We start from the raw sequence: 17,607 nt of genomic DNA, 5'->3' as shown, positions 1-17,607 counted from the left end.
AAATCATCTTCATTTAATAAAATTGCATATTTTCGATAAGTAATGGATATTATTCTCTGATAAATCGACATAACAATAGGATAATCAATATTTTTAGATCATACAAAAAGCTTCATGGCATAAAAATTGCTTATTAAATACAGATTAGAAAATATCAATAATCATTATAGTTTTTTTTGGGGGGAAACAAGTGAATAACAATATCTGTAGCAACTGTATCAATAAAGCGATTTGTGGGAAGAATGGTAAACAAATATGTGACCATTTTGACATCGAACTCACAAGACTCGAGATATTGAATATGGTGAATGATCTTAAAACAAACAATCCTACCATAATCCCCACTATCTTAGATGGTGTAAAAAAGACATATAAGATTAATCTTGCTATCTAATCCTAATATTTTTACTTTCAGGTAGCAGGGTCATTCACTGAGATAAATTCAATAATTTAACCGCTAGATATTACCTCAGAAGTACGTATCTAAGGGTTATATATAATTAATATTATCAGATTACAATATTACAATCTCAGTGGATGACATAAGTATTTTATAAAACGGAAGTGATTGCTCAAAGTCATTGCTTAATCGCTTAGAAGCAGATTCATAGATATATTTCATGAACTCATACTATCTTCAATTAGCCTCTTAACAGTGAAAAGCTGTTCTCATAAAATTTTAATAACGAATCTTTTGGTTAAGTCATCAGGCCTGAGATTATATTCTAATACATCTTACTTGATGTCTCTCCCCTTTTTCTATAAGTGGCACAGCATCTTCCATACATTCATCCGCGCTCTTTGGACATCGCGGATGGAAGACACATCCTTGTGGCCGATTTGTAATAGTTGGCACAATCCCTGGAATGGTAGTGAGTCTCTTTCGATCTTCTCCAATTTTAGGTATAGCCTGAAATAGACCGAGTGTATATGGATGAAGGGGATTATTAAATATGTCTTTTACGCTTCCATACTCTACAATCTCACCTGCATACATGATCGCAATCTTATCTGCTACATTTGCCACTACACCCAAATCGTGCGATATTACAAGAAGCGTCATATCCTTTTCCTTTTGAATCCTTAGCAACAAATCCAATATCTGAGCTTGAACTGTAACATCCAGCGCAGTTGTCGGCTCATCAGCGATAAGAATGGAAGGGTATGCTGATAAGGCAATAGCGATCATTACCCTTTGCCTCATCCCCCCGGAAAGTTCATGAGGATATGAATTGTACCTCTTCTCCGGATCTGGAATGCCTACCTGTCTAAGAAGGTCGATTGACAACTCCTTAGCCTCATTCCCATTTTTCTTGAGATGCAGCTTAACCGTTTCGGATATTTGAAATCCAATCTTAAAAACAGGATTAAGAGATGTCATTGGCTCTTGAAAAATGATAGAAATCTCCCTCCCCCTAATCTTCCTCATCTCCCCTTCATTAATCGAGAGTATATCCCTAGCATCATAAAATATTCTTCCTGAAACAATTTCTCCCGGAGGAGAAACAAGCCGAAGGATGGAGTAAGCTGTAACCGATTTTCCACAACCTGATTCCCCCACAAGCCCCAATGTCTCACCCTTCTCTAGGCTAAGGGAAAGATCCCTTACTGCAAAAATAGCTGAATCTGCTAATGAAAATCTTACGCTAAGATCATTTATATCTAGTATTGTGCTCATGGCTGATAATAGTTAAATCCTAATAATTTTAATTTACCTCATTATATAGACCTATCCAATCCATCTCAATTTTTATAATCATCATATCACGAAATTATATTGAAAATTATACCCCAAATTTCCAAGCAAAATACTGGGGGAAATTAGAAATAACAAATTTCCTTTTTCCTAAAAAAAAAATTTTTCTCAAAAAAGTTGTTGAGATTTCTAACCCCTAATACAAATTGTAATGTTTTATTCAATGAGGACTCCAACTACTCTAATAATATTGATAAACAAAGATATTGATATTCAGCAAATAGTATATCAACTTTTATAAAAGTGGGTTATCAATTGTCAAGGAAAAGGTTAATCAGATCAATTTCTACAATCAGCATTATTTATCTTATTGTGCAGTCTATGATTATTTATTTTGATGACACTGATCTCTCAAGAAGTCTTTGGCTTGAGCATAAAAACGTGAAAGAGCTTATTAAAGCCGGGACTCCTGAAAGATCTTCTATCACTCCTATTGCAAAAGCCATTTCTAATCAACATTTCTGGATTTTGAGATTTTATTTGCTTATAACTATAATTCTTACATTTTATTACAGGCAAAAAGATATAGAAAAATACACACGCTATAAATGCTTTACATTATCAGTAATAATAATACTAATTGCAGTTTCAGGAGTCCTAACATGGTCACTAAAAATATTGGTTGGCAAACCAAGACCATTTACAAATCTCACTGAACATATCCCTTTTGCTTTATCAATGAAGTACCATTCCTTTCCCTCAGGGCATACAACAGAAACCTTTTCTTATATAATCCCCTATATCTATTATAGAAACAATAAATATCTTATTAGTATAGTATTTTTTTGCGGAATTCTTATTTCATTCTTAAGGATTATCCTATCGTATCACTATATAACTGACGTTATCTTTGGGATATATTTAACAAGCCTATTCGGATATATTATATGTTACCTCTGTGAAAAAAGGATAAAGACCCATTTTTCATAAGCAAGGGGAAATCTTCATTTATTAAGTAGATTTCTATGTTAATTATACTAATTATAAGCAAATAGATAAGATAGCAGAATATTGATTATATTATTTAACCAGAGGTTATTCTTTACGATAACGTCAATTCTAATAAAACAAATCTATGAATAATCCATCAAGGGACGAGTTCATAAAAACCTTGACGAATGTTAACGACTCTAATTGTATGGTTAATAATGGAAAGTATTCCCTATATTGAGAGGTAACGAAATGAAAACATGCTCAATAATTGAAGCTATAGAAGAGATCAGAAATGGTGGGATGATTATTCTGGTCGATAATGAGGATAGAGAAAATGAGGGTGATCTTGTCATCGGTTCCGAGTTCTGCGCCCCAGAGTCAATAAACTTTATGGCTAAATTCGGAAGAGGACTAATCTGTGTTGCAATGACCAAGGATAGACTGGAAGAATTGGGACTGAATCTCATGGTGCCAGAAAATTCAGATAAATTCCATACAGCCTTTACAGTATCGGTGGATGCGAAGGAAGGCACTACTACTGGAATCTCAGCCTATGATAGAGCAATCACGGTTAAGGCCCTAATTAATAAAAAGATGAAGGCTACTGACTTCACCAAACCTGGACACATATTCCCGCTTGCTGCAAAGGATGGCGGAGTACTGGTAAGAGCTGGACACTCAGAGGGTTCTGTTGATATTGCAAGACTTGCTGGACTAAAGTCCTCAGCAGTTATCTGCGAGATTTTAAACGATGATGGAACAATGGCCAGAAGACCAGATTTGGATAAGTTTGCACAAAAGCATAACCTCAAGATTGCCACTATATCAGACCTGATTAAATACAGGCAACATATTGAAAGATTGATTAGAAGGGTGTCAGAAGTAAAACTGCCCACTGACTATGGGGAGTTTAAGTTAATTGCTTATGAAACAGAAGTAGATGATGCAATACATCTAGCCCTTGTTAAAGGTGATATATCAGGCAGGGAGGATGTGCTTGTGCGTGTTCATTCAGAGTGTTTAACCGGAGACGTTTTTAGCTCATTAAGGTGCGATTGTGGATCTCAGCTTCACAAGTCAATGGAGATGATAAACGACGAGGGACAGGGAGTGATACTCTATATGAGACAGGAAGGAAGAGGAATTGGATTGGGCAATAAGTTAAAGGCATATCATCTTCAAGAGAATGGTTTAGATACTGTAGAGGCGAACATTAAGCTTGGTTTCCCTGCTGATTTGAGAGATTACGGCATCGGTGCGCAGATACTTGTCGATCTTGGACTTCATAAAATCAGGATAATAACCAATAATCCTAAAAAGGTAATCGGTCTTGAGGGTTATGGATTAGAGATTGTTGAAAGGGTTTCTATTGAGATCCCCCCTGAAAAGGAGAATATAAGATACCTTAAGGCAAAAAAAGAGAAGTTAGGTCACCTAATTTTTGACAATATGGATTGATAAGGGATTGAGTTTTTATGAAAGATTCCGCTCCATCAAATGTTGTTGTAATCGACGATGAAGAGGGTATTAGGTACCTTCTTCAGAAGAGGTTATCTAATGCAGGGTACAATGTAATCTCCTTAGAGAAGGCAGAGGATATTCTCTATCTTTTGAATGACACTGACACCAAGATAGATCTCATTATCACTGATATTAAACTCAGGAAGATGGATGGGATTACACTCCTTCGTCACATAAAGATGTTAGATGAGCCAATCCCGGTATTAATCATAACAGGACAGGGCAATATTGAAGATGCGATTAAGGCCTTGAGATATGGAGCTCACGATTTCATCAGAAAACCCTTTGACCTCAATGAAATCACTTCAACCGTAAAGGATATACTGAGGAGGAAAAAGGAGACAAAATTAGCCGAAAATATAGGACAGTTTATAAAGTATCAGAAAATGATCTTTAATATTCCTGTTGACATCACTATATGCAATACTATCTCCTATGTCCTAACACAGAACCTGACTTCCATGGGCTTCTGTAATCGCACTACCTCTGAAAATATTTCTCTATCATTATGCGAAGCGATCGAGAATGCCATGTTTCATGGCAATCTTGAGATTAAATCAGATGTTGTCAAAGAACGGGGTATCAGGGGTTTTTATGAAGAAGTAGAGAAGAGGAAAAAGGATAAGAGATTTCAAAAGAGACAAGTAAGAATTCTACAAGAACTAACTGAGGAATACGTTGAATACATTATTGAGGATGATGGACCAGGCTTTAACTATAGTTCTCTTCCGGAGCTAGATATAGCTAATATTAGCGGCAGAGGGCTTTTGATAATAAACATTCATATGGATGAAGTTGACTGGAACGAAAAAGGGAATATGATTAGACTCCGAAAATATCGAGTGAGTTGATATGTGTTAATTCAAATATAATCAATTTGTGTATTTCATCCCTGAAACGAAATATCAATAAGAGAAGAGCATTAGTATTGAGTTAATAGACAATGTTATAGTAAACAAGCGCAATATCTCTCCCATATAGAAAGGCCGTTATTACACCAAACGCTAAAAAAGGAGCAAAGGGAATTTTAATCCTCAATCCCTTTTTTATAATCAATGCATATATAGTCCCTATAATCGAACCGGAGATTAAGGCAACCTCAAGAGTAACAATCGACAATTCTACTCCCAGAAGAAGACCAATTGAGCTGGCAAATTTCAGATCTCCGCCTCCAAAGCTTCCAGGAAAAATCAGAAGTATAACTGAAAAAAATAGAAACATCATAATCAATCCAAATAAGTTATCCTTAAATGAATAATTGAGAACTATTGGATAGATCGATAGCGCAACAAATACTATAACCAATGAATCTGGAATTATCAGAATCTTCGTGTCAATTATTGAGATTGATATTGCCAGTCCAGTGATTAAGAAGATGGTAAAGGAATAGGCATTCATCCCTATCTTCGATACAATCAATATGAACAATACACCATATACAACCTCAAATGCGGGATATGATAGATTTATTTTAGAACTACATTTATTACATCTACCCTTAAGGACTAAATATCCGATTATCGGAATTAGATAAATTGGAGCAATCTTCTGTTGGCAATTAGGGCATCTGGAAGCTGAAAAGAGGGCCTTTATTCTATTATCATGAAATGATCCATTGATATAACGCACAGCCAGGGTAAAGAAGAAGCTTCCCCACATTGCCCCGAAAAAAAACATGAGTACCCATTTCACCGCGTAATCCATGAATCAATATAAGGATGGATTACTGTCTGGAATATACTAAAAGGACCGAAACTATTAGATATCTCCCATTCTTTCATCATAATTGATCTATATGCCTACTGATCATAATATTAGATCTTAATATAATAATTTACTCCAAATAGAATAAAATCCCCTTCAACATTGATTGTTCTTCTTGGTAGGATAATCTCATTACCGCTTTCGTCTATTCCTCCATTATTGAGAGGATAGGATCTACCTTCCTGGTGTATCCACTCTGTTGACACTGTAAATCTTTTATTGATTGGGACCTCTGCTCCAAAGATTAAATGGTATCCGGCAAAGTCTTGAGTATACCTATCCCGTCTATTAGTGGATAACCCAGCTCCACTGAAAAGTGAACTGCTCTGTGAAGGGACTGATTGATTAATCTTAACATATGCCTGATTATATGCTAGCCCAACACCCATGAAAAAGTATGTTCTCTCCTTCAACGGCAAGATAAAACCTATGCTTAGGGGATATGAATTTTGATAGGTTGTAACCCGTATTTTATTCTTCACACCACCTAAAGGAGTAATGCTTCCCTCAGTATATACAGGTTTAGCCAAATGACAACCCAGCCTAAAAAGGAGATAATTGAATTGATATCTGAAGTTAAAGCCTAAAAGTGGAGAATAGGGGATATCTATTGTGGAGACCCTGCTCCCTGGATTTGACTCCTTATATGTCTCCATTACAATATTATACTTATTGATCTCATCCTCTAGATGATTCGGATCATATGTAATTCCAACATTCATACCAACAGCGATTTCCCCAATAGCAAGGACTCTATTAGAGGAAATCATGTTAATCACAAGAATGAGAACTATTATGAGTAAAATCCTATTTCTATTATTTATCATATGATACGTTAGTTCTTATGTTATCATTCATTAGATTAAATAGAATAATAATAGTATGATACACCCATGCTAAATCTATATCCTGAGAAATCAATCTTTGCATAATCCACAGCCCCATTCATACCAAATCCCAGATAATCATTCTTCGTATTATCTGTTAGCACCTTTGTAGAACCTCGATAATAAGATATTGTTGAATTGACTGCGATCTGTGATGAAATGAAGTACTCCCCTTCAAGCAATACTATTAATGGAAAGGCCCATTTGCTAAAAGATCCCTTTCTTGTAAAAGGATCTGGATATGTGCTAGATGTAAATTTATTCTTATACTCTCCATAGGCAAAGGCTACACCACAACTTAGGAATATTTTCGCATCCTTCCAAAATGGAATGGATAATCCCAATGTTAGGGGGAAATCGAATTCCCAGAATGAATAATCGCATTCCAATTGATAATAGTTACCATAATCTGTAGAATAAAAAATCGATTTGCCGCTACCCCCTATGAAACCATTACAATAACTTCCAGCAAATCGAATCATATAGAAATCACGAAATATAGTCTTTGTCTGAATACCTAGGAATATACCAGTGAGTCTGTCTATTTTGCTGGTCTCTATACCACTCATGGATCTCCTCATTCCATCTATCCCACTCTCTGAATCGAAATATTCACGCTGAATAGAGGAATTCATACTACCACCAAAAGAAGGCATAACACCTCCAAATATACCAATTGTATAATTAACATTTGCAGCAATGAGTGGAGCGCTGAAGGGTTGAGTAAAGAGTATGAATGCAAGTAATCTTCGTATCATTGGATATTCACAATTGTTTAGATTAGATAGTACATAATTCCGATAAATATTCTATGTCCAGTAAAATCAACATAATAGTTTTGCCAATTATATGAGCTTTGAGTTTGGCTTATTTGATCAGACCGACCATCCAGATATTTCCACTCAAAGTAACAACGAATTGAGGAAGGGAAAATATAACTGATCCCTAGGATAAATCCAATTCCAAAGGCAGTAGTATCGATTTCGTCTTCATAAAAGCTTGAGGAACTCTTTATTTCCCCCCTACCGAGAAAATATGCGAATCCCCCTCCCATATAGAATTCTGCTGAACTCAAGATAGGGAAACTCATACCCGCAAAGATGGGTATGGAGGTGTAGTCAATCTTAACATATTCAATCTCATCTGAATTCTCCTCTACTTCGCCTCTATTGATTAGAAAGGTCGTTTCAACACCTGTCTTCCCAAAAAAGTATAAATAATTAACCTTACATGCAAATCCCAATAAAAGATTGTTCTGTGGATCAATCTGGATATATGGATTATATGAGTTTAGATTCCCTACATCATGCTGTGCCCCCATATAGATTCCAATCCCAAAAACATCCTTTGCATTTCCAATACTGGTAAAGAGCAAAACAAAAGAAAATATATATAAAATAACTTTTTTTAACATGATATTTTCACAAAAAATTGATATTCAAATATTAACAGGATATCTAATCCTGATTTCTCATGTGGGAATGCCCCGATATCTCAATTAAAAGTCAGCATTTTCGATATTCTACATACCCTATCCTCTTGAATTGCTGTAATACAACTAATGGATTATTTTCAGATGGTACCCGCAATTTGCGCATTTACCCGCTTCCAGCCCTTGAACTTTAACACTATATCCGCTTCGTGATATTACTATATCGCGACAGGATGGACAAATCGTATCACTTCGACCATGAGATGGGCTAATATTACCGCAATAAACAAAATCTAACTTTTTCACAGCCTCGTCGTAAAGACGAAACATAAAATCAATATCCGTTGACGGCGCGTTGTATTTATAACTGGGATAATATCTTGATATATGCCAAGGTATACGTCTGTCAATTGATGATATCCAATCAACAATCTCACGCATCTCTTCGATATCATCATTCATGCCTGTGACGACAAGAGTAGTTATCTCCAAATGAGATCTTTTGTATACACTTTGAACAGTATCTAACACACTGCTCAACCTTCCGTTCATTATTTTCTTATAGGTACTCTCCCGAAAGGATTTCAGGTCAATATTCATTGCATCTGCATATTCTAATATTTCCTTTAACGGTTCTGAATTGATATAGCCATTGGTAACAAATACATTCTTGATTCCATTTTTATTGGCCGAGATCATACAATCCATTACAAATTCAAACCATATAAATGGTTCAGAATAGGTGTATGCTATACCCAAAGAGTTATTATTCTTGGCATCAGCGACAATATCCTCAGGATTGCTATAGTAAGTATTCACATTCAAGTTTTGGGATATATGCCAATTCTGGCAAAAAAAACAACTGAAATTGCATCCCTTAGTCCCAATGGAGAGAATATCACTTCCAGGATAAAAGTGATATAAGGGCTTTTTTTCTATAGGATCTATTGCTTGAGCAGTTAGTTCACCATATATTGTTGTGATAAGCCTAGAATCAACATTCTTGCGAACCCCACAAATTCCCGTCTTGCCATTCTGGATTACGCAATTATGCGGACAAAGTAGGCATTTCACCCTGCTTCTATCAATTACATTATAGTATTGAGCTTCTATTGTACCACTCATTTAACTTTAATATGAAATATTAGAATAAAAGTTGAACTTCAGTAGCATAAGGGAGTAATTAATGGATCATCAAGCAGACTCAACCCTTGATGTGTCTTCTTCCCCGCCAATACCCTCAAGGGGTTTTATCATCTCACAATTGCCCTCAAAAACAACACCATCTGCGATCTTGAGTTTGCTTGTTCTTATATTTCCATAGAGTTTCCCCTTGGATTGAATCTCTAATTTATCATTAGCCTCAATATTTCCATACACTGTGCCATTAATAACTACAGTCTTAGCCTTAATATTCGCCTTAACTATTGCACCCTCTCCAATTACGAGAAAACCCTCGGATGAGATTTCACCCTCAAATAATCCATTTATTTGAAGTGATCTTTTAAATGTAAGATCTCCATAGAGTTGTGTATCCTCTCCAAAGACAGTGGAGACCATCCCAAATTCATATACCGGATTTTTGTTTACCTCTATTATCTTTTTTGACATCATTACCAAATTGTAATTCTATTTTGTAGGCATAACGAACACACCGTCCCAATCTTCTGGTGGAGGTTTTTCCTGGTAGGTCTTTGATCTCTCTAAATAAACCCCTGAGGGTCCATCATTTGGATCAATCCTTAATGCTAACCCAAAGGCCTTGATTGCCTCATTCCATTTCCTCTGCTTATATGCCGTAAGGCCAAGATCATAATACTTCAACAACTCCTGTTTATCTTTCGTGATCATAGGATTATCCCAGATTAATAATTCCTTTCTATAAAGAAATTTGATAGATTGATCATTACTTCTTTGTATATGGTAAAAGGAAAATAATCCAGATGCTTCAGCGCTATCGAAATATATTCCTTTGCCACTCCCCTACAATAATCAATAGCTCCACAACTCATTATCTTCTGTTGAATTATCTTATAGCCCTCACTATCTGGATTCTTCGCTATATCAGTATAGTAGGCCCTCTCCTCTTCATTTGAAATTTCCAATAAACGAAGAAATGGTAATGTTATTTTACCCGATAGGAAATCACCCCCTGTATCCTTTTCCGGGCATTTTTTATCATTAAGGAAATCAATAGCATCGTCAACGATCTGAAATGCATATCCCATATTTAGACCGAAATTATAAAGGATATTGCTCTCAATATCTGACATCTTAGCTTTAACAGCCCCAAGTTTAGCGCAAGTTGCCATAAATCTTGCTGTCTTTAGATCGATTATATTATAGTAATGTTCTTTATTTATCAGATCTATATCAGAATACTCTATCTGATAGAGTTCTCCCTTAACCATATCGAGTGCGGCTGATACCATTACAGGGAAAAGGTCAATTCTATCCTCACCAACAGCAACATCTAACCCCCTTGTATACATAAAATCGCCAACTAAAACTGCAACCTTATTCCCCCATTTTCTAGAAACAGTTACCTCACCCCTCCTATAATTGGCCTCATCAATAATATCATCATGGATTAGAGTAGCGCCATGTACAATCTCAGCTGCAGCGGCTACTTCAATAATGTCATCGGGAATATTATTCTTCAATCCACTGGCAATAATAATAAGGGAGGCACGTATCTTTTTGCCTCCCCTCTTAAACAGATGAAGAGCGCTCTCATCCAAAATCGATATGCCTGTCTTTAATTTATTCTTTATCTCTTCATCAACCTTACATAAGTAACAATTGATTGGATCGACTATATCTTGTAACGTAACTTTATCAGTTTTTAGCATATTATTGCATCAATCAAATATATTAACACATTCTCGTGTAGATTCATATATCTCAAAAACCTTGTCAAGCATTGTTGTCTGAAAAATTTTCAAAATCGAATCATCAGTTATTACTAATTTTATATCGCCATCTTTATCAGTTATCATTCTCTTTGTTGCTACCAATACACCCAAAGCACCACTGCATATACGTTTAACATTTATCATGTCTATTAATATTTTATATTTCTGCTCATTAGTCAGCTCATTTAGCAAAGCGTCAAGCTCTATTGCTTTATCTTGATCGATAACTCCATCGAGCAGGATTATCTCAAAATCATTGTTTGAAACCCTTTTCATAATCTTTCTCCTTTGTTTAAAAATAAGTATAAAATACTCATAATGCAACAACTTTTTTCTTTTGTCATTTTCTATGCATTAGTTACAAACCAAAATTAGACAATACACCTACTAATTATATTCTACTCTACTAATCCTTTCATCCATCGAAAAATAGGGCCTATGAATAAGTATAAACGACCGCCTAATCCATGAATATGGGATTATCATATTAATTACTTTGCGATACTGAAGGTCCATTTAATATAAATAAATATTTGCTTTATAATATGCATCTTCCGATAATAAGTAGAGTGCATTGATATATTATGATGCAACTGCTAAAACTACTGCTTACATAATAGTACTTTTCTTATCATCCCATAATCGATGAATATATGATCTTGAGAGTATTCAGAGCACTAAAGGAAGCTTCGCCCTGATCAATGATAGAGGTATTAGCCCTTTGTTATTATTATAACTGATATTAGTCGATTAATCAATTGATATATTAATATGATGCTTATGATATAGGAATATGTAATTTTACTTGACTATGCTCAACATATCACTATAACATTAGTAGATTAAATTGGTTTAGATATGTTCAAATGAGTATAAATATTATTATTCGTTTAGTCCCATCTAAACGCTAATAGAAGATGATGAAGGATCAGGATTTTTGAGTAATATGGTTTGAAAACTTGATTTAATCATAATAATTACACATTCACGTGTATTTTCTCAATTCAACTGAGATAAAATTTCTCCAATACTATTGAACTCTATAAGGAAAAGCATTTATGAGCAAGTGGTCAATTTCAGGGGCAATCATACTTACCCCAGAGGAAACAATTGAAGGAGCTAATATAATAATCCAAGATTCAATAATTGAGAGGATTACTGAAACGAATACCAATAACACAATTAAAATTGATATGCAAGATAACATTATTACTCCTGGTCTCATCAATGGTCATGATCACTTATTAGGGACATATTACCCAAAAGTCGGAAATGGCCCATATGAGAATTGGCTGCCCTGGGATAATGATCTGAAGAGTTCCCCCATATATGCGGAGAGGCAACAGATTGATAATAGCGATCTATATCTTCTTGGTAGCTACAGAAACCTTATAGCAGGTACAACTAGCGTTTCTGATCACATACCTCATTTTGTAAACCAACCATTTCTCGATATGCTGCCGGTTAATGTAATCAGGGATTATGCCCTCGCTCACTCAATTGCATCCTTTGCACTTGCATGGGGAGATGGGATAGAGGAAGAATATCGAAGAGCAAATACAAAGGGCATCCCTTTCATTACTCATATCTCCGAGGGTTTTGATTCAGAAACCATTCAGGATGTTAAAGTTTTAGACCAAAAGGGTGGTTTGGGTGAGTACTCTGTATTAGTCCATGGTCTTGCATTCTCTGATGAGGATATTAAGCTTATAAAAAAGAGAAATGCTTCTGTTGTATGGTGTGCTGATTCTAATCTATTTATGTTTAACAGGACAACCAATATAAAAAAAATAATTGATAATGAAATAAATGTTTGTATTGGCACAGACTCCCCAATGTCAGGAGGGAAAAATCTTTTATCAGAAATTAAGTTTGATAAAATCTATTATAAAGAAGTATATAATAAAGAGTTGCCAGATGATCAAATAATAAGGATGGTTACCATCAATCCAGCAAGAGCCTTTAGGTTGAAGAATAGAGGCACAATAGAAGCTGGGCAGATTGCAGATTTTGTGGTGTTTAAATATAATAGTGGTACCCCCTATAAATCTATCATTTCAGCAGAATTAAAAGATATCCATTTAGTAGTAATTGATGGGAAACCAGTATATGGCAATTATGAATATAGGGATATTTTTGACTCTTTAAAAATAAAATACCAAGAAGTGAAAATAGACGGAGTTGATAAAGTAATAATTGGCGATTTAATTGGTCTAATGCAAAGGATTTCAAGAGCAGTGGGCTTTAAAAAAGAATTCCCCTTTTTACCAATCGAATTTGATTTTTAGTCTTCCCGGAGATTTGATATGTCAAATGGTGGAACATCCACACAAACTGGTATTATAACCAGGAGATATAAACATGGATCAATAATCTACTTTGAGGGTGATAAGAGTGAATATATTTATATACTTAAGGCTGGGAAGGTTATTCTAACATCTATAAAGATTGATACAGGTGAAGAGGATAAAGAAGAAATTAAGCTTGGAGAATTCTTTGGTGTGAAATCTGCTTTAGGGAAATATCCTAGGGAAGAGACAGCACAAACCATTGGGGAAACGATATTGCTTGTATTAACTTTGGCTGATTTTGAGAAATTGATCCTCAAGAAGGTTGAATTGGTAATGAAGATGTTACGCGTCTTCAGCAATCAACTACGCCGGATTGGGAGAATGGTGAGAGAGGTTTTGGGTGAGACAGATACAATTAATCCTGAGGTCGAATTATTTAAGATTGGGGACTATTACTATAAAATTGGAAAGTATCAACAGGCGCTTCACTCCTTTAAACGATATATGGAATACTATCCGGATACAAAATACTCCAGTGTTGCGATGAATCGGATAAAAGCTATTGAAACTGGAAATACCGATTCAGAATTAGATATTGAAGAACAATCACCTAATGTGGCTAAAAAGGATCAAGATATCGATCTTACAGATTTCAGCATTGATGAAGACTCCAATTATGGAGATTCAAATAATGACATTGATTTTAGTCTAGAATTAGAAGCAGAATCCGCTATTGATAATGAAATGGATAATTTATTTTCAGACGATGATAATGATATCGACGACTTTTCCTTTGATGAATCACAGCCGAAGAAGAGCAAGGAGAAGAAAGAGGATATAACAGAAATATTCTACAACGGAGTAAGCCTTTTCTCACAGGAAAATTACCAGGAAGCAGTATCATTATTTACTAATATTTTAAATATTAAAGAGTTGAAAAATGCTTCTGAAAAGAAAATCTTCGAAAAAGCTCATTTGGAGGTTGGTAGATGTTACCTGAAGCTTGGGAAATATAAGGATGCCTTGGGTTCTCTATCCTCTATGATTAAGAAGTTTCCAGAGTCCGATAATATGAAAAATGTACTGCTTCATATTGGTTTAGCCTATGAAATGTCAAATAAGCTTGATATCGCAAATTCATATTATAAAAAAGTTGCGTTATTGGAGCCTAAAGACTCAATTACCAAGCAAGCCTTGAAGAGGCTCAAAACAATCAAAGACAAACAGGAAAAAGCTTAACAATGAAATTAGATGATCAACTTTTTGATAAATTTGGAGTTGAATATTCACCAAAGGAGATAATATTCTGTGAATTCGAACCGGGTAACGAATTCTATTTTGTTCAATCCGGAAAGGTTGAGATAGTTAAAATTGTGAATAACATTGAAAAAACCCTTGATTTTTTTGAGGTTGGAGATGTTTTTGGTGAGATGGCAATTTTAGAAGAGGCGCCAAGGTCAGCCTCTGCAATAGCAGTTACTCACGTGAAACTCCTCAGATTTCATAGAGATAACTTTGAAGCACTCCTGCAAGGGAATCCCCAATTGGCTTATAAGCTTCTTCTCGTATTCTCAAAGAGGATCTACGATGCCAAAAGACGGCTAAAAATCCTTCTACTTGACGAACCACAATTAAAGATAATGGATGTTATGAATATGCTGGCTGAAGAAAATCCTCATCTCGATCTTCAGGATGAGGTTACATTTAATGTGACATCACAGGAGATAGCAAACTGGGCAGGGATGAAGATAAATGAGGTACAAAAGGTATTGACACATCTAAATCAAATCGGCAAAATTGAATTATTCAACAACAAGGTGGTTGTCAAGAATATTAAGGACTTTCAAAGGCTTGTTAATTCAAGAAGAAAGAGCATGTATTCGTAAAGAACTCAATGCTCCCGTAGCTCAGTAGGATAGAGCAGTAGTTTCCTAAACTATGTGCCAGAGGTTCGAGTCCTCTCGGGAGCGGATAACTTTTTACATATTTAGCCAATTTATTCCAAACAGAGCAAGCGGTTAAAGTCGCTTTTTTTTATCGCCTAACAACAAGTGTAGATATAAATGCCACTATAGGATATTAATAGAGGTACAAGGTATGATTGTGGAAAGGTTAGAGGAACTGCAGAGAAGGCTTAAGGATCTTGAAATAGAGATGGTTGATCCAGAGGTAATCTCTGATCAGAATAAATATAAAATATTGAGCAAAGAATATTCCTCCATAACTCCTATTATTCAGAAATATGAAGATTTTAAAATACAGAACATGGAGTTAACTGACACAAAAAAGCTCCTTAAAGAAGAAAATGATAATGAAATGAAGGATTTTTTATCATCAGAGATTGAAGAAATAGAGAATAGAATAGAGGTGCTGGAAGAAGAACTCACTTTATTGCTCATCCCAAGGGATCCAGATTCTGATAAGGATGTAATAATGGAAATTCGCGCTGGAACCGGGGGCGATGAAGCGGCCCTTTTCGCATCAGATCTCTTCAGGATGTACTGCCGCTTCGCAGATTCAAAGGGTTGGAAACTCGATTTTATCTATTCAAATCCCACAGGGATAGATGGCTACAAGGAAGTCATATTTTCTATTAGTGGGTCTGAGGTTTATGGCAACCTAAAATATGAATCGGGTGTACACAGGGTTCAACGGATACCTGCCACAGAATCCAGCGGAAGGGTTCATACCTCTGCGGTTACTATAGCAGTTCTGCCAGAGGTAGAGGAAAGCGAGATTGAAATAAATCCTGATGATTTACGTGTTGATGTTTATCGTTCCTCAGGTCATGGTGGACAATCAGTCAACACCACTGATTCAGCAGTAAGGATAACCCATATTCCCAGTGGGATAGTCGTCACATGCCAGGATGAGAAATCTCAACACAAGAACAGGAGTAAGGCAATGAGGGTTTTAAGGGCAAGGCTTCATGAAAGGACTGAGATGGAGAGGATGGAAAAGGAAGCAGTAATACGGCGATCCCAGGTTGGCTCAGGAGATAGAAGTGAAAAGATTAGAACCTACAACTTCTCTCAATCAAGGGTAACAGATCACAGAATAGGGCTTACCCTCTATTCTCTTGACTCAGTTCTTCGAGGGGACCTTAATGAGTTTATTACAAAATTAAAAAAAAATGATTCAGAGCGACAACTCACTTCAAAGCAGTAATGTTACTATTATCAATGTTCATCCATCATATGAAGAGAATCAACATGATATGCAATGATCCTTTCAGATGTGATTAAAGGGATAATTTTACAATTCCAAAGCCTTGATATTGAAAATCCAGGATTAGATGCTGAAGTAATCCTATCCCACGTGCTAAAAATTGAGAGATTTAGACTAATTACAGAGAGAGAAAAAAATATATCTGAGACAGAGAATACAATAATTACAGAATTGGTGCAGAGAAGACTAAGGGGAGAGCCTGTAGCCTATTTAATAGGTTACAAAGAATTTTATTCACTTAATTTTCAAATAAACAGGGATGTTCTGATTCCTCGTCCTGAGACAGAGTTACTGGTAGACCTTGTAATATACTACGCGAAAAAGGATGCTAAGATTCTGGATATTGGAACTGGATCAGGCGCAATTGCAATAGCCATCAAACATAACAGACCAGATGTAGATGTTACAGCCTCCGACATATCCCAAGCAGCATTGATCGTTGCATCGAAAAATGCCGAAAGAATATTGAATAATGATTCAATCAATTGCATACAAAGTGATCTATTTCAGTCATTACTGAATAAAAGATTTGATATAATTGTCACAAATCCACCATATTTAGATATTAAAGAAAGAAAAAATCTACAAAAAGAGATATCATTCGAACCTGAGATTGCCCTCTTTGCGCATAAAGGTGGTAAAGAGGTTATCAGAAGAATTATCTCAGGCTTTGAGAACTATTTACATATCAATGGGTTGCTGCTAATAGAGATTAATCCAAATTTTAAAGACTATATCAAGGATTTATGTGAAAGGAGAAACCTTTCCATTGATATCTTTAATGATTATGCTATCCATCCAAGAGTAGCGGCCATCAGAGTCAAATAAGCACCTTCATCCTTAATAGCAGTAATTATACACTAATAAATTAAACCTAATA

Annotated in this window: 19 protein-coding genes and 1 tRNA gene; 10 read left to right on the top strand and 10 right to left on the bottom strand. The window is 35.5% G+C overall.

What is annotated here, in order from left to right; translation table 11 throughout:
* Positions 1 to 190 precede the first annotated feature (190 nt).
* On the top strand, positions 191 to 394 hold the full coding sequence (locus SVZ03_16360) for a hypothetical protein (protein ID MDY6935778.1): 204 nt from the start codon (positions 191 to 193) through the stop codon (positions 392 to 394).
* A gap of 324 nt (positions 395 to 718) precedes the next feature.
* Here SVZ03_16360 and SVZ03_16355 read toward each other — a convergent pair whose 3' ends face one another.
* Positions 719 to 1,678: an ABC transporter ATP-binding protein gene (locus SVZ03_16355; protein ID MDY6935777.1), complete on the bottom strand. Its 960-nt coding sequence runs from the start codon at positions 1,676 to 1,678 to the stop codon at positions 719 to 721.
* Between the two features lie 333 nt (positions 1,679 to 2,011).
* On the opposite strand from SVZ03_16355, the gene SVZ03_16350 reads away from it, so the two are divergent.
* From SVZ03_16350 to SVZ03_16340, 3 genes are all read left to right on the top strand, one after another.
* Positions 2,012 to 2,686 carry a phosphatase PAP2 family protein gene (locus tag SVZ03_16350; GenBank protein MDY6935776.1) on the top strand — a complete coding sequence of 225 codons (675 nt, stop codon included), beginning with the start codon at positions 2,012 to 2,014 and terminating at the stop codon, positions 2,684 to 2,686.
* A 252-nt stretch (positions 2,687 to 2,938) separates the two neighbouring features.
* A complete protein-coding gene (locus SVZ03_16345) occupies positions 2,939 to 4,147 on the top strand; it encodes a bifunctional 3,4-dihydroxy-2-butanone-4-phosphate synthase/GTP cyclohydrolase II (GenBank protein ID MDY6935775.1) in 1,209 nt (402 codons plus the stop codon).
* A 17-nt stretch (positions 4,148 to 4,164) separates the two neighbouring features.
* On the top strand, positions 4,165 to 5,061 hold the full coding sequence (locus SVZ03_16340) for a response regulator (GenBank protein ID MDY6935774.1): 897 nt from the start codon (positions 4,165 to 4,167) through the stop codon (positions 5,059 to 5,061).
* A gap of 82 nt (positions 5,062 to 5,143) precedes the next feature.
* On the opposite strand, the gene SVZ03_16335 is transcribed toward SVZ03_16340, so the two are convergent.
* The 9 genes from SVZ03_16335 to SVZ03_16295 all read right to left on the bottom strand — a co-directional run bounded on the left by SVZ03_16335 (position 5,144) and on the right by SVZ03_16295 (position 11,484).
* Positions 5,144 to 5,902 (bottom strand): prepilin peptidase, encoded by a 759-nt coding sequence (locus SVZ03_16335; GenBank protein MDY6935773.1) that lies wholly within the window; start codon positions 5,900 to 5,902, stop codon positions 5,144 to 5,146.
* A gap of 122 nt (positions 5,903 to 6,024) precedes the next feature.
* On the bottom strand, positions 6,025 to 6,744 hold the full coding sequence (locus tag SVZ03_16330) for a hypothetical protein (GenBank protein MDY6935772.1): 720 nt from the start codon (positions 6,742 to 6,744) through the stop codon (positions 6,025 to 6,027).
* Positions 6,745 to 6,836: 92 nt separating this feature from the next.
* Entirely contained in the window at positions 6,837 to 7,619 is a 783-nt protein-coding gene (locus SVZ03_16325; protein ID MDY6935771.1) for a hypothetical protein, read from the bottom strand.
* A 17-nt stretch (positions 7,620 to 7,636) separates the two neighbouring features.
* Positions 7,637 to 8,275, bottom strand: a complete 639-nt coding sequence (locus SVZ03_16320; protein ID MDY6935770.1) for an outer membrane beta-barrel protein — start codon at positions 8,273 to 8,275, stop codon at positions 7,637 to 7,639.
* A 144-nt stretch (positions 8,276 to 8,419) separates the two neighbouring features.
* Positions 8,420 to 9,418, bottom strand: coding sequence for an AmmeMemoRadiSam system radical SAM enzyme (amrS, locus tag SVZ03_16315; GenBank protein MDY6935769.1), 999 nt, complete (start codon positions 9,416 to 9,418; stop codon positions 8,420 to 8,422).
* A 69-nt stretch (positions 9,419 to 9,487) separates the two neighbouring features.
* Positions 9,488 to 9,904: a polymer-forming cytoskeletal protein gene (locus SVZ03_16310; GenBank protein ID MDY6935768.1), complete on the bottom strand. Its 417-nt coding sequence runs from the start codon at positions 9,902 to 9,904 to the stop codon at positions 9,488 to 9,490.
* An 18-nt stretch (positions 9,905 to 9,922) separates the two neighbouring features.
* On the bottom strand, positions 9,923 to 10,144 hold the full coding sequence (locus SVZ03_16305; GenBank protein ID MDY6935767.1) for a tetratricopeptide repeat protein: 222 nt from the start codon (positions 10,142 to 10,144) through the stop codon (positions 9,923 to 9,925).
* A gap of 14 nt (positions 10,145 to 10,158) precedes the next feature.
* Entirely contained in the window at positions 10,159 to 11,145 is a 987-nt protein-coding gene (locus SVZ03_16300) for a polyprenyl synthetase family protein (protein MDY6935766.1), read from the bottom strand.
* Positions 11,146 to 11,154: 9 nt separating this feature from the next.
* Entirely contained in the window at positions 11,155 to 11,484 is a 330-nt protein-coding gene (locus SVZ03_16295; protein ID MDY6935765.1) for an STAS domain-containing protein, read from the bottom strand.
* Between the two features lie 782 nt (positions 11,485 to 12,266).
* Here SVZ03_16295 and SVZ03_16290 point away from each other — a divergent pair.
* The 6 genes from SVZ03_16290 (at position 12,267) to prmC (ending at position 17,555) form a co-directional block, all read left to right on the top strand.
* A complete protein-coding gene (locus SVZ03_16290; GenBank protein ID MDY6935764.1) occupies positions 12,267 to 13,496 on the top strand; it encodes an amidohydrolase family protein in 1,230 nt (409 codons plus the stop codon).
* Positions 13,497 to 13,514: 18 nt separating this feature from the next.
* Positions 13,515 to 14,738, top strand: a complete 1,224-nt coding sequence (locus SVZ03_16285; GenBank protein MDY6935763.1) for a cyclic nucleotide-binding domain-containing protein — start codon at positions 13,515 to 13,517, stop codon at positions 14,736 to 14,738.
* Between the two features lie 2 nt (positions 14,739 to 14,740).
* Positions 14,741 to 15,385, top strand: coding sequence for a Crp/Fnr family transcriptional regulator (locus SVZ03_16280; GenBank protein MDY6935762.1), 645 nt, complete (start codon positions 14,741 to 14,743; stop codon positions 15,383 to 15,385).
* Positions 15,386 to 15,395: 10 nt separating this feature from the next.
* Positions 15,396 to 15,469 (top strand) — tRNA-Arg (locus tag SVZ03_16275).
* A gap of 130 nt (positions 15,470 to 15,599) precedes the next feature.
* Positions 15,600 to 16,667: a peptide chain release factor 1 gene (gene prfA, locus SVZ03_16270; protein MDY6935761.1), complete on the top strand. Its 1,068-nt coding sequence runs from the start codon at positions 15,600 to 15,602 to the stop codon at positions 16,665 to 16,667.
* 54 nt (positions 16,668 to 16,721) lie between these two features.
* Positions 16,722 to 17,555, top strand: coding sequence for a peptide chain release factor N(5)-glutamine methyltransferase (gene prmC, locus SVZ03_16265; protein ID MDY6935760.1), 834 nt, complete (start codon positions 16,722 to 16,724; stop codon positions 17,553 to 17,555).
* The last annotated feature ends 52 nt before the right edge of the window (positions 17,556 to 17,607 follow it).

The sequence above is a fragment of the Spirochaetota bacterium genome, from assembly GCA_034190085.1.
Lineage (GTDB): Bacteria > Spirochaetota > UBA4802 > UBA4802 > JAFGDQ01 > JAXHTS01.
Note: the sequence above shows the minus strand (reverse complement) of the source record. Positions and strands in the feature narration are given on the sequence as shown.

Bases quoted from the DNA above. Each gene is read 5' to 3' on its own strand.
- amrS (MDY6935769.1), bottom strand. From the start codon at position 9,418: ATGAGTGGTACAATAGAAGCTCAATACTATAATGTAATTGATAGAAGC.
- SVZ03_16300 (MDY6935766.1), bottom strand. From the start codon at position 11,145: ATGCTAAAAACTGATAAAGTTACGTTACAAGATATAGTCGATCCAATC.
- SVZ03_16290 (MDY6935764.1), top strand. From the start codon at position 12,267: ATGAGCAAGTGGTCAATTTCAGGGGCAATCATACTTACCCCAGAGGAA.
- SVZ03_16345 (MDY6935775.1), top strand. From the start codon at position 2,939: ATGAAAACATGCTCAATAATTGAAGCTATAGAAGAGATCAGAAATGGT.
- SVZ03_16355 (MDY6935777.1), bottom strand. From the start codon at position 1,678: ATGAGCACAATACTAGATATAAATGATCTTAGCGTAAGATTTTCATTA.
- prmC (MDY6935760.1), top strand. From the start codon at position 16,722: ATGATCCTTTCAGATGTGATTAAAGGGATAATTTTACAATTCCAAAGC.
- SVZ03_16295 (MDY6935765.1), bottom strand. From the start codon at position 11,484: ATGAAAAGGGTTTCAAACAATGATTTTGAGATAATCCTGCTCGATGGA.
- SVZ03_16305 (MDY6935767.1), bottom strand. From the start codon at position 10,144: ATGATCACGAAAGATAAACAGGAGTTGTTGAAGTATTATGATCTTGGC.
- SVZ03_16285 (MDY6935763.1), top strand. From the start codon at position 13,515: ATGTCAAATGGTGGAACATCCACACAAACTGGTATTATAACCAGGAGA.
- SVZ03_16325 (MDY6935771.1), bottom strand. From the start codon at position 7,619: ATGATACGAAGATTACTTGCATTCATACTCTTTACTCAACCCTTCAGC.
- SVZ03_16280 (MDY6935762.1), top strand. From the start codon at position 14,741: ATGAAATTAGATGATCAACTTTTTGATAAATTTGGAGTTGAATATTCA.
- SVZ03_16340 (MDY6935774.1), top strand. From the start codon at position 4,165: ATGAAAGATTCCGCTCCATCAAATGTTGTTGTAATCGACGATGAAGAG.
- SVZ03_16330 (MDY6935772.1), bottom strand. From the start codon at position 6,744: ATGATTTCCTCTAATAGAGTCCTTGCTATTGGGGAAATCGCTGTTGGT.
- SVZ03_16320 (MDY6935770.1), bottom strand. From the start codon at position 8,275: ATGTTAAAAAAAGTTATTTTATATATATTTTCTTTTGTTTTGCTCTTT.
- SVZ03_16310 (MDY6935768.1), bottom strand. From the start codon at position 9,904: ATGTCAAAAAAGATAATAGAGGTAAACAAAAATCCGGTATATGAATTT.